Source organism: Nocardia sichangensis, from assembly GCF_047200615.1.
Classification (GTDB): Bacteria; Actinomycetota; Actinomycetes; order Mycobacteriales; family Mycobacteriaceae; genus Nocardia; species Nocardia sichangensis.
This window is the reverse complement of record NZ_JBJZOK010000010.1, coordinates 104,461-118,502: the sequence shown is the minus strand read 5'-3', so window position 1 is coordinate 118,502 and position 14,042 is coordinate 104,461. Positions and strand designations below refer to the sequence as shown.

General features: G+C 67.2%; 15 protein-coding genes and 1 pseudogene. 11 read left to right on the top strand and 5 right to left on the bottom strand.

Annotated features, from left to right (window positions below):
* The first annotated feature begins 41 nt into the window (after positions 1-41).
* Positions 42-1,001, top strand: coding sequence for a zinc-binding alcohol dehydrogenase family protein (locus tag ACL03I_RS16285; RefSeq protein WP_412806353.1), 960 nt, complete (start codon positions 42-44; stop codon positions 999-1,001).
* A 127-nt stretch (positions 1,002-1,128) separates the two neighbouring features.
* Here the strand turns inward: ACL03I_RS16285 and ACL03I_RS16280 are convergent, their stop codons facing one another.
* Positions 1,129-1,710 (bottom strand): TetR/AcrR family transcriptional regulator, encoded by a 582-nt coding sequence (locus ACL03I_RS16280; protein ID WP_355076402.1) that lies wholly within the window; start codon positions 1,708-1,710, stop codon positions 1,129-1,131.
* An 83-nt stretch (positions 1,711-1,793) separates the two neighbouring features.
* On the opposite strand from ACL03I_RS16280, the gene ACL03I_RS16275 reads away from it, so the two are divergent.
* Both ACL03I_RS16275 and ACL03I_RS16270 read left to right on the top strand, forming a co-directional pair.
* Positions 1,794-3,056, top strand: a complete 1,263-nt coding sequence (locus ACL03I_RS16275) for a YbfB/YjiJ family MFS transporter (protein ID WP_412806352.1) — start codon at positions 1,794-1,796, stop codon at positions 3,054-3,056.
* Positions 2,962-3,606 (top strand): alpha/beta fold hydrolase, encoded by a 645-nt coding sequence (locus ACL03I_RS16270; RefSeq protein WP_355076702.1) that lies wholly within the window; start codon positions 2,962-2,964, stop codon positions 3,604-3,606. The genes ACL03I_RS16275 and ACL03I_RS16270 overlap by 95 nt, the downstream gene beginning before the upstream one ends.
* Positions 3,607-3,680: 74 nt before the next feature.
* Here ACL03I_RS16270 and ACL03I_RS16265 read toward each other — a convergent pair whose 3' ends face one another.
* Entirely contained in the window at positions 3,681-4,508 is an 828-nt protein-coding gene (locus tag ACL03I_RS16265) for a class I SAM-dependent methyltransferase (protein ID WP_412806351.1), read from the bottom strand.
* Between the two features lie 114 nt (positions 4,509-4,622).
* Here ACL03I_RS16265 and ACL03I_RS16260 point away from each other — a divergent pair.
* The 7 genes and pseudogenes from ACL03I_RS16260 to ACL03I_RS16230 all read left to right on the top strand — a co-directional run.
* A pseudogene (locus ACL03I_RS16260) lies at positions 4,623-5,063 on the top strand (2-phosphosulfolactate phosphatase); the annotation flags it as partial.
* 161 nt (positions 5,064-5,224) lie between these two features.
* The gene (locus tag ACL03I_RS16255) at positions 5,225-5,659 is read left to right on the top strand and encodes a VOC family protein (RefSeq protein WP_355076703.1); all 435 of its coding nucleotides are present in this window, start codon (positions 5,225-5,227) and stop codon (positions 5,657-5,659) included.
* 184 nt (positions 5,660-5,843) lie between these two features.
* Entirely contained in the window at positions 5,844-6,446 is a 603-nt protein-coding gene (locus ACL03I_RS16250; protein ID WP_355076408.1) for a hypothetical protein, read from the top strand.
* A 346-nt stretch (positions 6,447-6,792) separates the two neighbouring features.
* Positions 6,793-7,401 (top strand): hypothetical protein, encoded by a 609-nt coding sequence (locus tag ACL03I_RS16245; RefSeq protein ID WP_412806350.1) that lies wholly within the window; start codon positions 6,793-6,795, stop codon positions 7,399-7,401.
* Between the two features lie 524 nt (positions 7,402-7,925).
* The gene (locus ACL03I_RS16240) at positions 7,926-8,078 is read left to right on the top strand and encodes a hypothetical protein (protein ID WP_412806349.1); all 153 of its coding nucleotides are present in this window, start codon (positions 7,926-7,928) and stop codon (positions 8,076-8,078) included.
* Positions 8,079-8,138: 60 nt separating this feature from the next.
* Positions 8,139-8,810, top strand: a complete 672-nt coding sequence (locus ACL03I_RS16235) for an SGNH/GDSL hydrolase family protein (RefSeq protein ID WP_412806348.1) — start codon at positions 8,139-8,141, stop codon at positions 8,808-8,810.
* Between the two features lie 80 nt (positions 8,811-8,890).
* Positions 8,891-10,279 carry an MFS transporter gene (locus tag ACL03I_RS16230; RefSeq protein WP_412806347.1) on the top strand — a complete coding sequence of 463 codons (1,389 nt, stop codon included), beginning with the start codon at positions 8,891-8,893 and terminating at the stop codon, positions 10,277-10,279.
* 142 nt (positions 10,280-10,421) lie between these two features.
* On the opposite strand, the gene ACL03I_RS16225 is transcribed toward ACL03I_RS16230, so the two are convergent.
* On the bottom strand, positions 10,422-11,381 hold the full coding sequence (locus tag ACL03I_RS16225; RefSeq protein WP_412806346.1) for an isochorismatase family protein: 960 nt from the start codon (positions 11,379-11,381) through the stop codon (positions 10,422-10,424).
* A 426-nt stretch (positions 11,382-11,807) separates the two neighbouring features.
* On the opposite strand from ACL03I_RS16225, the gene ACL03I_RS16220 reads away from it, so the two are divergent.
* Positions 11,808-12,113, top strand: a complete 306-nt coding sequence (locus ACL03I_RS16220) for a hypothetical protein (protein WP_397279874.1) — start codon at positions 11,808-11,810, stop codon at positions 12,111-12,113.
* 153 nt (positions 12,114-12,266) lie between these two features.
* On the opposite strand, the gene ACL03I_RS16215 is transcribed toward ACL03I_RS16220, so the two are convergent.
* Entirely contained in the window at positions 12,267-12,962 is a 696-nt protein-coding gene (locus ACL03I_RS16215) for a hypothetical protein (RefSeq protein ID WP_364433571.1), read from the bottom strand.
* An 82-nt stretch (positions 12,963-13,044) separates the two neighbouring features.
* Positions 13,045-13,977, bottom strand: a complete 933-nt coding sequence (locus ACL03I_RS16210; protein WP_412806345.1) for a PDR/VanB family oxidoreductase — start codon at positions 13,975-13,977, stop codon at positions 13,045-13,047.
* Between the last annotated feature and the right edge of the window lie 65 nt (positions 13,978-14,042).

Genomic DNA, 14,042 nt, shown 5'->3' with positions numbered 1-14,042 from the left:
GTGGGCAATGCGGTTGATCTAACTTAGTTAAGGAGCTTGTCATGCGTGCTGCAGTCGTCGACACCGCAGGAGCGACACCGGTCTGCGCGGACTTCCCCGACCCGGAACAGCGGCCGGGCCGGGCGCCGCTGAGACTCGTCGGCGCGGGCCTGCACCACGTCGTCCGCGGGCTGGCATCCGGCCGGCATTACGGCAGCGACCATGCCTACCCCCTCGTGCCGGGCGTCGACGCCGTGGCCAGGACCGACGACGGGCGGCTGGTCTACACGGGCCTCGCCCGGTCGCCGTGGGGAACGATGGCCGAATGGCTGGTCACCCCGTTCGAGGTGGAGCTGCCCGCCGGGGCCGATCCGCTCGCGACCGCCGCCGGCGTGAACCCCGCCTTGTCGGGCTGGATGCCCCTGACCACCCACCGCAAGAAGACAGGCGAACTCGGCACCGTGCTGGTACTCGGGGCCACCGGCATGTCCGGCAGCCTGGCCGTGCGAGCGGCGATGTCTCTCGGCGCGAAACAGGTCATCGCGGCCGGGCGCGATCACGAGGCGCTGGAACGACTGCGCGGCCTCGGCGCCGTCACCGTTCCGCTCGCGGCCGCCACACCCGACGCCGGGGCGGCCGCCTTCGCCGCCGTTGTCGCCGAGGCGCAGCCCACGCTGGTGCTCGACTTCGTGTGGGGTCCCGTCGCCGAGGCCACCTTCGCCGCACTGGCGAAGGGCGGCATGGACGACGACGGCACGGCGATCGACTACGTGCAGATCGGCTCGCTCGCCGGAGCCGAGGCGGCGTTGCCCGCGGCTCTGTTGCGCAGCAGGCGGATCCGGATCAGCGGCAGCGGCGCGGGCTCGGTTTCGAAGGCCGCGATGATCGCCGAGCTGCCCGAGGTCCTCGCCAGGTTCGCCGACGGCACCTTCGACGCGCCGTACACCGACTACCCACTCAGCCGCGTCGCCGAGGCCTGGGCGCATCAAGGGCGCACCCGCGCCGTCGTCGTCCCGGACTGACCGGACCCGGCGCGAGAAGGGAGGAAACGGGCAGATACGGCTTCGATGTCGCGGTTGGCCGCCGGGATGTCGCTCGACTGCGGGAATGCCTTGCGGTCTTCGGCTATAGGCCGAGAACAGGGCTCGGTCAGGTAGCCGCGGTGAGCAGGGCCACCGCGGCCGCGCGAGCATGCCCGCCGACACCGGCCGGATCATGCATCGCCGCGACGACGGTCGCGCCCTCCACCAGCATGAGCAGCTGACGGCCCAGCACGGCGGGATCCTCTGCTCCGGCGCGGGCGGCGATGCCGGTGAAGAGGTCGAGATAGCGCTGCAGGTGCCGCGCGGTGATGGTCCGCACCTCGTCGTCGTAGTGCTGGGCCGACGCGTTCACCATGGCGCAGCCGCGAAAGGCCGGTTGTGCGTACCACTCGCCGAGCGCGTCGAAGACCGCGGCCAACTGCTCGGCGGGGTCGTCGCCGGCCGACTCCACCGCACTCGCCAGCCACCCACCCACCTTTTCACTGCGCGACTCCAGCATCGCTCGCACGAGCCCGTCTTTGGTGCCGAAGTGGCGATACAAGGTCTCCTTGGACACCCCGAGCCGCGCGCACAGTTCGGCTACACCGATTCCGTCGAGGCCGCGCTCGTACAGCAGCGGTTCCGCCGCTTCGAGGATGGCGGCGCGGGTGCGCGCCGGGTCTATCGTCGAGCCTTTGGCCACGGGCATACATAGATGGTAACGGCTGGTTCGATCACCTGCTAGCATCCAAGGTCGTACCGATCGGTTCGACCTTGGAAAGGCCCGCGTTCATGACCCCGATATGGCAAGCCGCGCGCCTCGCCCTCGGCACCGCGTCGGCATTGGGTTTCGGACGGTTCGCATACGGCTTGCTGTTACCCGCCATGCGAAGCGACCTCGGCTGGAACCTGGCCGATGCCGGAATGCTCAGCACCGCAAACGGACTGGGCTATCTCGTCGGCGCCGTGGCGACACCCGCAGTGGTTCGCCGCCTTGGCACGGCAGCCGCGTTCCGCACCGGGATGACGCTGACCGCAACGGCGTTGACGTCCACCGCCGTCGGCAACGACCATCTCTTCCTGCTCGCGACCAGAGCCGTGGCCGGGGCGGCGGGTGCGGTCGTCTTCATCACCGGCGGCGTCATCGCCTCGCATATCGCCACGCACGCGTCATCCGGCACGCCCATCGCCGTCTACTTCGCGGGCACCGGGGTCGGCATAGTGCTCAGCGGCACAACCGTACCGCTGGCGGGGGATCACTGGCGGATGGCGTGGGTCGGCCTGGGTATCGCCGCAGGCCTTGCGGCCCTGGCGAGTTGGACCGCCACCCGCGTCGACTCACCGGCTCCGAAAGTGGCCGGACACGCGCACTTGCGGCCACTGTGGCCGACAGCGCTCGCGTATCTGCTGTTCGCGGGTGGATACATCACCTACATCACTTTCCTGTCCGCCTACCTGGCCGATCGGCACGCCTCGACGCTCGAGGTGATGTCGGCCTGGACCGCGATGGGACTCGCCGTCATCGCGGCACCTGTTCTGTGGAGCCGCCCCATCAGCCGCTGGCCCGGAAGCAGAGCGCTGTGCGTCCTGCTCGCCGTCTTGGGCGCGGGCGCGGCACTGGCGCTGGTCACTCCCGCACCGCCGGTCCTGCTCGCCTCCACCGTCGTCTACGGGGCGACCTTCATGAGCGTCCCCGCGGCGGTCACGGCCTCGGTCAAGAACAACACCGCGCCGGTCGATTGGACCGCGACGCTGGCGGCCCTCACGACGGTGTTCGCCGTCGGGCAAACCGCAGGGCCGTGGATCGCCGGGACTCTCGCGGATCACACGTCCACCAACGCCGCACTCGCGTTCACAGCGATCGCATGCGTCGCCGCGTCGGCGAGCGCCGCCATCCCACCCCCCCACTCCCCCGACCAGAAGGAGAACGACAATGACGAATTTCGTCCTGATCCCCGGCATGTGCCACGGCGGCTGGTGCTTCGAGCAGCTCACCGAGCAGCTGCGCACGCGCGGCCATCGCGTGTTTCCGCTGACCCTCACCGGGGTCGGTGAGCGCGTTCATCTGCGCCACGGCGTGAATCTGGACACTCACATCCAGGACGTCACCGCCGCGCTGGCGGCCGAGCACATCACCGACGCCGTCCTGGTGGGACACAGCTACGGCGGCATGGTGATCACCGGCGCCGCCGATCGCGCGGCGACCCGGGTGAGCGCGCTGGTGTACCTCGACGCCGTGGTTCCCGGGCACGGGGACTCCTGCTTCACACTGGTTTCCGAGGAAGAGCGGCGGTGGTACCTCGACGTGGTCGACACCGGCGACGCGGTCCGCCCGCTGCCCTTCTTCGATCCGCGAGCCACAGCGCACCCGCTCGCGTCGGTTCTCCAACCACTCACGCTCACCGGGGATCTCGGCCACATCCGGCGCAGGGATTACGTCTACGCGGCCGGATGGGAAACACCCTCACCGTTCACCGCCACCTACCAGCGATTGCGGGACGACGCCGGGTGGACGACTCACGCGCTCGACGGCGGACACAACCTGATGCGCGACGCTCCCGAAGACCTGCTGCGCATACTGCTCGACGTCGCCGAATCGCACTGACGTCCAAGCGATCCAATCGGTCGGCCTCGGCCTGCGCCATCCCCGGCCGGACCGCCCCCGACCGGTCCCCGACCTCACTCGAGGCGCTGTCCGACACGCAGGACACTCAGATAACGGCGTGACGCCCGGTCGCCCATCCGTGTACGGATGCGCTCGGCGACGGCATCGAGCAGGGGCTCACGGACGTCGCGGGTAAGCCTGCGATACAGCGACGTCGAGCGAAGGAGATCGGCGAAGCCGTCCCCGTCGAACCACTGAACGGTTGGGTACCAACGCACGATCGTCGGGCCGAACAATGCTCCCGGATCCTCCACCAGGCCCCAACCCTCGCCGGTGGCGCGCACGTCATCCTCCAGTGGCGGATGACCCCAGCCGGGGTTGCCGGGGTAGAACCGCTCGTGCAGATCGGCGGTCTCGGCGTAGACCTCCGGCTCGCCCGGCCTGCGGACGACGACGTTGCCGAGCAGCGCCATCCAGCCTCCGGGACAGAGCACGTCGTGGGCTCGCCGCCAGCCGATCGACGGGTCCACCCAATGCCACGACGACGCGGCCACGAGGGCGTCGAAGCGTCGGCCACGGTCGTCCCACTCCTCGAACGTCGACGTCTCGACTTCGATGTTGTGCAAACCAGCGATCCGCCGCCGAGCGAATGCGGCCATGTCCTGGCCCGGCTCGATCGCGGTCACCGAGCAGCCGAGCGCTGCCAGCGAGCGCGTCGCCTGACCGGTACCGCAGCCCACCTCCAGCACCGCCGACCTTTCGGTCACGCCGGTGATGTCGCAGAAATCCGCGAACAGCTCGTCAGGGTATCCCGGCCGGACTCGGTCATAGAGCTGCGGCACCTCGTTGAACACTCGGCCGAGGTCGTGTCGATTCGGGTCCGTCTTCCGATCGTCGGTCACGAACGGACAAGCTACGAGGCTCGCCCACCCCGTCGCCACCGGTTTACCGGCAGCCGATGACGCGTTACGTCGTTCCTGGCCAACGCGCGCTCACGTCGGTGACCGATCCTTCTCATGCACGATGTGTGCGTGCGTTTCACTTTCACCGGCGTGACGCAGTTGAGTGCCGTGCCCCGAGTCGCTGTCGTCATCGATGTGATGCGCGCGTTCACCACAGCGGCGTACGCCCTTGCGGGTTCCGCCGACCGGATCGTCTTCGCCGACACCGACGACGCGGCATTGCAACTGAAGGCGCGCCACCCGGATTGGCTCGCTGTGCGTGACGGCGCACCGGCGCCGGGGTTCGATCTGTCGAACTCGCCCCGACAGCTCAGCACACAGGATCTGCGAGGCCGCACCCTGGTGATGAAGACCACCGCGGGTACCGCGGGCGCGCTGGGCGTCGCCGACGCCGACGTGGTTCTGTGCGCGAGTTTCGTTGTCGCGCAGGCGACCGCGAGACACCTGCGGAAGCTGGCACCCGAGCACGTCGTCTTCGTGATCACCGGAGACAACGGAAGCGCCGAGGAAGATTCGGCGTGCGCGCAATACATCGCCGCGTTGCTCACGGCCGACGACGTCGATCCGCGTCCGTTCACGAAACGTGCCCTGCACTCGACCGCCGCGAGGCAGCTGATGGAAGGCGTGGACAAGGGATACGCCCTTATGGTGGACCGATGGCATCGGTCAAGCAGGTCCAGGTCACCTTCGACTGCGCAGAACCCGAGCGCGTCGCTCGCTTCTGGTGCGAGGTGTTGGGCTACGTTGTACCGCCGCCACCAGAGGGGTTCGCTACGTGGGAGGATTTCGATCGCTCGCGGCCGCCTCAGCTTCAGGGTTCGTCGTTCGCCTGCGTCGATCCCTCGGGAGTGGGCCCTCGGCTGTACTTCCAGCGCGTTCCCGAAGGGAAGGTCGTCAAGAATCGAGTGCATCTCGATGTGCGGGTCGGCACCGGCCTCGTGGGTGAACAGCGCCTCGCCACACTCGAAGCCGAGTGCGCACGACTTATCGCCCTCGGCGCGATACGCGTGCGGCTACTTTCCGCCGATGACCACAACGAGTCGTGCATCGTGATGCAAGACATCGAGGGCAACGAGTTCTGTCTCGACTGAGAGACGCGATCCCGGTACTACCCGCCTCCAGCTTCGCCGCTGTTGCATTCTCCACGCTTTGGCAAGGCACCCAAGCGCATTAGCTTTGCTTACGAACGACTTTGGGCGCGGAATTTTGAAACACCACAGGTGGTTCGTTCGATGAGACGATTATGTTGCCGGGGCGGCCGCGGAGGAAGCTGACATGATCGACGGAATGGCCGTTGCCACTCACCTGGCTGTGGCACTGGGGGCAACGGGCGGACGGCCCGTGGACCGATCGGTGGATCAAGGATTGACCGCGCTCACCGGTGTGGTCACACGCGGGCTCGGACGACGCGCACTAGATGACCTCGACCAGAACCCGCACAGCATGGCAGCACGCCGCCAACTCGCCGCCGAGATCGAACGCGCGGCAGCCGCCGACACGGAATTCGCCCGCGAACTCGCCGCCCTGCAAGCCACGCTCGGCAGGCTGAACGGCGGAACCGTGATCAACACCGCGACCCACGGCAGCCGGATCGTCACCGGCAGCAAAGGCATCACGGCTGGTGGCAGCATTCACAACACCACATACGACATCGCGTCGGACGAGGATCTGTCCCGAGCTCCGGTCTGGACGAAGGCACTGTTGTGGATCGGCTTGGTGTTCGTCGGTATCGGCTTCGTCGGTGGCCTGATCGGCATGTCTCGAGGCGCGTCGGTGTCGGGGCAGTTCAACTTGCTGCCGTTCTTCCTCATCGGCGGTGTCCTCATGACCTTCGCCGAGCTCGGCGCGAGAACGTCGACACCTCGACGCCGCCGGTAGGTCGGAAGCAGTTCGCCGCTCGGTCGCCTTGCGGTGGTACAGCCAGGTCGTCACCCCGACTAGTGAGATCCGCAGGAGAATTCAGAGCTTGTCGGATGTGCGGCGGTTTACTGGAAAACAGCTGGATCAAGGCCTCTTCCGCCCGTCGGATCAAAACATGCTGCGGTTTATGGGTTTTCGATATCCACCCGCGCGATCATGCCCAACTCCTGGCATGCAGACCGCTACCTCGGGGGTCGTACCAGAAATCAGTGAGATGAATTTTCAGTCGGAATGTGTGAAACAACGCCGGTGGCTCGTTCGATGAGATGGTTATGCTGCCGGGGCGGCTGTGGAGGAGACTGACATGATCGACGGAATGGTCGTTGCCGCATATGTGGCCGCGGCGCTGGGGGCGGCGGGCGGACGGGCCGTGGACCGATCACTGGATCAAGGACTGACCGCGCTGACCGGCATGGTCACACGCAGGCTCGGACGACGCGCACTCGACGACCTCGACCGAAACCCGACGAGCATGGCAGCACGCCGCCAACTCGCCGACGAGATCGATCGCGCGGCATCCGCCGACGCGGAATTCGCCCGCGAACTCGCCGAACTCCGAGACCAACTGGACAGGATGAACGGCCGGACCATCATCAACACCGCGACCCACGGCAGCCGGATCGTCACCGGCGGGGACGGCATGACCGCTGGAGACGACATCCATAACACCACCTACGATTCCCCGGCCCCAGGGGATCTGTCGGGGGCACCTCTGTGGAGCAGAGTCCTGATCTGGATCGGCACAACTGTCGGAGTGATCGGCTGGGCCATCGCCGGGATCGCGATTGCTCAGCACACACCGGGGCACATGAACGATGCCACAAACGGTTTCGTGGTCTTCATGATCGGAGTCGGCATCGCGCTGGTGGGCCAATACGGCGCGAGCACGTCGACACCTCGACGACGGCGGTGACGCCAGCCCATCGCCCCACCTACGAATGATGGACCCGGCCACCTCCTCACCGCGGGCCACGGACGATAGAGCGAATACGTGCGGAGGCCACGACCCTTTCGGATTCTCCCGAAAGTGCCGCTTCATCAATGGCACCCTACGAACGGAAAGCGACACATCGAGAGCACGCGGAGCGCTCCCTGTGCGTAGGTTCAGACTGCATCATTGCTCGACCCGGCGATCTCGTCCATCAGCATCCGCAGGGTCAGGGAACGGCCAGCACGTCGGCGGTATCTGAACGGAACTGACCGCCTCTCGTACGCTGCGCTCCTCTCGGGGAGGAGCGCAAGCGTCGGGGCATCCAGGGGACTCCGCATAAGCGGGTCTCCACATCGGTGTGCCGAAACCGGCTCGTCGCCTGCATGGTTCTGGCCGCCGAAGCTTTTCGTCACCGCGGCCGACGATTCGGCCCACCCGACCCGGGCTACGAACCGGTAGCCGCGACCGCACGAGCCGGACGTCCACCTGATGATCTCGCTGCGGGGATGCGGTTCGACTTCACCGTATGTCTCTCGGCGGCTTTGGTTTTCGTGCACGAGCACCAGACCCACCGCTATGCCGACGATGTGACCGTCGATCTGCGCGATACCTCTACCTATCCGCGCCTGCCGAACGAGCGCTTGTATCTGCAACCGTGACCGCGCGCCGGCACGGAGACGGCTTGATAAAAACATACGGTCGACCGTATATTCTCCCGCATGGAGCACAACGTCCTCACCGAGGAGACCGACCCGTTCTGCCTGGACCAGGCGGACGCCGTGGCCTTGCTGGCCGGAGCCCCGTGGGGCAGGTATGCCGTTGTCGGCGACAGTCTTTCGGCGGGAACCGGCGATCCCACCCTGGGCTACCGAGATCAGGGCTGGTCGGACCGAGTTGCGGGTGTCTTGCGGTCCGTCCGGCCGGATCTGGATTACCTCAACGTCTCCGAGAACGGGGCGACAACCGCCAAGACGCTCGAGAAGCAGGCGGCCCGCATGCTCGAGTTCTCCCCGGACCTGCTCCACCTGCCCTGCGGGGCCAACGACATCGTGCGGCGCAGGCCAAATTTCGGCGAGATAGAGCGAACGCTGCGGCAGATGTACGACCTGGCGAAGGGAACCGGGGCCCTGCTGACCACTTTCACGCTCGGCAGGGCGTATGTCGTCCCGGTCTTCCCGGACTGGCCGGAGCGGATCGCCACGGTCAACGAGATCGTGCGGGGGCTGGCTGCGGAATACGGCGCCCTCGTGGTGGACATGTGGGACCACCCGATCAACGACCGCGACAACCTGCTCAGCGCGGACGGAATCCACTTCTCGACCTCGGGTCAGGCCGTCATGGCGGCCGAGATGGTCAAGAAGCTGGCCGAATCCTTTGGCACCGACAAATGAAGAGGTCTCTCATCGTGGCAAGTAGTCAACAAGCAGCCAGCCGGCCGGTAGCAGTCGCGGAAGCGGACGCGATTCCGTGGATGACGGTATCGATTCTTCTGACCGCCCTGTTCATGGCGGTTCTCGACTCGTTCATCGTCGTGGTCGCCGACCCCTCGATCGTGGCGGACCTGCACGCGTCCGACGGCGATGTCCAGTGGGTGCTGGCGGGCTATCAGCTGAGTTACGCGGTCTTCATCATCACCGCTACGCGCCTGGCCGACATGTACGGCCGCAAGCGGATCTTCCTTCTCGGGGTGGTCCTGTTCACGCTGTCGTCGGTCGCTTGCGCGCTGTCACCGAACGCGGGCAGCCTGATCGCCGCGCGTGTCGTCCAGGGTCTGGGAGCCGCCCTCATGGTTCCCCAGGTGTTCGCGTACGTCACGGTGCTGGTGCCCGCGGCGAAGCGGCACAGCGTCTACGGCGTGCTCGGCATCGTCATGGGGATGGCCACCATCGGCGGACAGGTCATCGGCGGACTGCTGATCGGCGCCAACCTGTTCGACTCCGGCTGGCGCCTGGTGTTCTGGGTGAACGCGCCGATCGGAATCGTCATGCTCCTGCTCGCCGTGCGATTCGTGCCGGAGACAGGCTCGGCCGCCGACCGCAAGCTGGACATGTCCGGCGTCCTGGTGCTCAGCACGGCACTGTTCCTCTTGGTGCTGCCGCTCATCCAGGGGCAGGAGGCGGGTTGGCCGGGGTGGGTCTGGGCTTGTTTCACTGGCAGCGCGATCGCGTTCGGCCTGTTCGTCGCGATCGAGCGGCGCCTGGAACGGCGCGGCGGGGATCCGCTGGTACCGCTGACATTGTTCGGACAGCGCTCGTTCTCGCTCGGGATCGTTCTCGTGCTCGCCCTGTATGCGCTGATCTACTCGTATTATCTGGCCTTGTCGGTAACGATGCAGCAAGGCCTCGACATGTCGGCGCTCGGCGCGGGTCTGGTCTACACGCCCGCCGCCATAACGTTTTTCGTGTTCAGCATGGTGGCGAGCCGGATGGTTCCGAAGTATGGACGACGTGTCCTCGAGGTCGGGGCGATCATACTGGCGACCGGTTACCTGGCGACCGGTCTCTTGCTGGTGTCCGGCCCCAGGATCACTCCGCTGCTCGTGATCCCCACCCTGATTCTGCAGAGTGTCGGTGGCGGACTGGTTATTACGCAGGCGCTCAACACGGTGCTGAGCCGTGTCCGGCCCGAGTCGGCCGGTGTCGCGTCAGGGGCCTTGTCCACGGCCCAGCAGTGTGGCGGAGCGCTGGGCGTCGCCGTCATCGGAGCGGTCTACTTCAGCTCGTTCCACCCGGCCGAAGTCGGCAGGGTCGCCGCCGCAGGCCACGCCTTCGCGGTCGCGTCCTTCGGGACGTTCGTCATCGCTGTCGTAGCGGGCGTTGTCGTCTTCCTTCTTCCGAAGCGGCCGACGGTCCAGGTGTGAATGCGAGGACACGGTCGGGGGCTGCGGACGAAGTGGTCCAGCTATAGCGACGTCCGGGCAGATCGATGGCCCGGACCTCCACCAGCGAAAACCTCGGCGCCGCGACAATGTCGAGCGTATGTCGGCGGGCCATGGCAATCCATCAGATCTGGGTCGCGATGTCGAGCATGGTGAGCACATCCGAGGCCGGACGAACGTCGCCGAATGATCTGTAGATGGTGTGGAGTGCGGCGTTGTGGTCGCGGTCGCGGCGGGCGGCGTTGGCGTCGGCGACCATGATCACTCGGAAGTCGAGGGTGGCGGCGTCGCGCGCCGAGGACTCGCAGCACACGTTGGTGACGGTTCCCGTGATCAGGACGGTATCTATGTGTCGCTGTTCGAGTAGTTGCGGCAGGACGCAACGACCAGGGAAGAAGGCGCTGAACGCGGATTTGTCGACGAACAGGTCATCGTCATGGGTGGCCAGATCGGGCCACAGTCGAGTGGGTAGCGGTCCGGAAGTCCCCGCGTCGCTGTAGGTTTCGGCGATCTTCGGGCCGAAGAACTCGATCGCTCGCTCGGCCGGTTCCCCAGTCGCGGGCACCACCCACGCGACGGTTCCGCCCGCTGTCCGCAACGCGTCGGCCAGGCGGTTGATGTTGGGCACGATCGCGCGGCAGTAGGCATTGCCGGAGACGTGGAGCGGCACCATGTCGATCACGGCCAAGGCGGTGCGCTCGGGATCGACGTCCGGATACGCGAACCGGCGTCCGCGGCGGGATTCGTGGCGAGCGTACTCACGGGCCTCGATATGCCAGTCGTGCGTCGGGAGCGTCGGTGTGGCGTCGCCGTCGTCGCGAATCAGGTCGTACACATACGAACGGTCGCCCTTCCGGCTCACCCACACGCCCTCGGGCGGCAGGTCGCCTCGCCCCGCGTCGTCGAACGGGCGGCTGGACACCTCACCCGACTCCGAGCACACCACCCATCCGAAGCCGGGCAGTCGCCGGCACCAGATGTCGAGGTCGACACGCTTGTACGACGGGAATCCATGCATCTCCCCCTCGCGGGCGAACTCATAGGTCAACCCGTCCACCCGCCGCACGAACTTCACACCCGACATCACGCCATCCTCGACGAACGACCCGGCCGTCTCAACTGAAACTCCTCGCCGAGCTCGACGAACTTCATGGGGACACTCGTGCCCCGCCCCAGCCGCTCAGGAGCTCGGCGCGGGTTCCGCTTGTTCGCGCTCACTCTGACGAGCCCGACGAGCACGCGGAACCGCCAAATAAGTGATGCAGCATTCATATATCATGAGCCCACCGCCACTCAACGGATGCGATGCGGCCGGAGGGCTTCCCCCTGTCACCATATGGACTTCCGCGCATGAAATACGCAGGTGGAAGTACCTATCCCGAAGCCAAATCGGCGAGTCCACAGCAAGATATCGCCCGCAGGCAGCGTAACTTGCTCCGCGATCTCGCGTACAACAGTGCACACTCTAGCTACTATGTGAACCAATATTCTTCAACATAGGAGCGCAATGATGCGTACCCCCCTTCGCCTCGCCGCCGCCTCGGTCGCGGCGGCGACCCTCGTCGTCACCGCGGCCGGTGCGACGGCCGAACCGATCAGCTCCGCCCCGGCGACCGCTGTCGCGGCCGGAACCGGCTCGTCGGCGGTCGATTCCGGGGCGGCGGCGGCCCAATCGGCCGTGTACTTCCTCCAGCGTGGCGACGTCATCGGGATTCTCGTGCTCTTGGTCACCGCGCCCTTGCAGATATTCACCAGTGGCGTCTGCGATCTGGCCACCGGGTCGGCGCTTCCGAGTCCGTGCGCCACACCGAGGTGAACCCCCGGTGGCGTCTCCGCGCCGGTGCGCCGCGGCGGATTCGGGACGCACCCTGATCGGACCCCCACCGAACGGAAAGACCCCGCCCGGCGGTGCAGCCGGACGGGGTCGGGTGTCCCCCAACGAACGAGACGTCGGGTTCTTCGCCGCTACCTACTTCGCCTGGACGGGAGGCTGGTTGATAGTGGAGAAGTACTGGATGGCGGCGCCGATCGCCACCGGGGCGGTGACCAGGATCTGGCCCGCGATGGTGCCCAGGGCGCCGATCGCGATGATGCCGCCGAGGCAGCCGATGGCCGCGGCCGGGATGAACGCGCCGAACAGGCCGACGATCGCCGCGGAGGCGACGGTCGCGCCGGCGATGCCGCCGAGCACGCAGCCCACGGCGCCGCCGCCGATGCCGCCGATCAGGGTGCCGAGGGTGGCGCCCATGGTGATGGTGCTGGTCATGCGGGACCAGGCGGCCTGCTCACGGTCGTATTCGTTCTTCCACGGAGCCTTGTCCTCGAACGGCAGGGCGACCGGCTTGTAGGCCGCGTGCGCCATGTCGAACTGCGGGGTCAGCGTCGCGGTGCGATCGGCGATGTCGGCCACGATCGGGAACTCGAAGTCATCGACCCGGAACTTCAGCGGCATGCCGGTGAGCACGGCGCCGTTGGCGGCCTTGATCTTGAACAGCCCGTCCTCGACGACCATGGAACCGGCATCGGTCGTGACGATGGACTGGGTGTCGGTGGCGTAGGCGGTGAAGTCGACGGCGTCCTCGCTGCCGGGCTGCGCACCGGCCGAGCCGGCGGCGATCCCGACTGCGGCGACCAGACCAGCGGCCACCGCAACGATTTTCCTCATCCTTGGTTCTTTCCTCTCGGTTTCTCACAGGAAGCGGTCGCGACGAGCGCGCCGCATGCCGACCGCGGACGCGGCGGGCAGGTCAGAGGTCGAGGACGAGCGGGCCCGATTTGGCTCGCGAGACGCACAGCATCATGGTGTCGCCGCGCGCCCGTTCCTCGTCGGTGAGCAGCTCGTCCCGATGCTCGATGTCGCCGGACAACACCGCGGTCTCGCAGCTGCCGCAGGTGCCTTCGCGGCACGAGGTGACGATGCCGATTCCGGCGGATTCCAAGACGTCGGCGATGGATTGGTTCGTCCCGATCCGGAAGGTCTTGCCGCTGGCCGCCAGGCGCACCTCGAAAGGCTCGTTCGGGGCGAACTCCAACTGCCGCGGCACGAAGCGCTCCACGTGCACCGGCACCCCGGCGCGCGCGCCTTCGGCCTCCGCCGCCGCCAGCAGCGGCTCGGGTCCGCAGCAGTACACCGGGGTGTCGGAGAGATCGGCGAAGATCTCGCGCAGCGGCAGCAGGCCGTGCTCGTCCTGCGGCAGCAAGTTCGCCAGCGGATAACGCTCGGCGATGGCGTCGGCGAACGCCATGTGTCGTCGGGTGCGGCCGCCGTAGTACAGCGACCAGCGAGCACCCGAGGCTTCCGCGGCGGCGACCATGGGCAGGATCGGCGTGATCCCGATGCCTCCGGCGAGGAAGACATAGCTGTCGCCGCTCACGAGTTCGAAGTTGTTGCGCGGCGCGGACACTCGCAGCACCGAGCCGGGTTGCGCGGCGCGGTGCAGATAGGCCGAGCCGCCGCGCCCGTCCGGTTCGTGCAGCACCGCGATGCGCCAGCGCGCCCGGTCGGCCGGGTCGCCGCACAGTGAGTACTGCCGCACGCCCGCCGCGCCGACCGCGACATCGATGTGGGCGCCCGGTGTCCACGACGGCAGTTCGCCGCCGTCGACCGGGGCCAGGTCGAGCGCGAACACGCCCGCGGCCTCGTCGCGGCGGCGCCATACTCGCACCGCTGTGTCAGTCATATCCGTCCCCTAGCCCGGCAACGTCTCCGCGATCACCGTCGCCGAGATGTGCCGCCCACGCACCG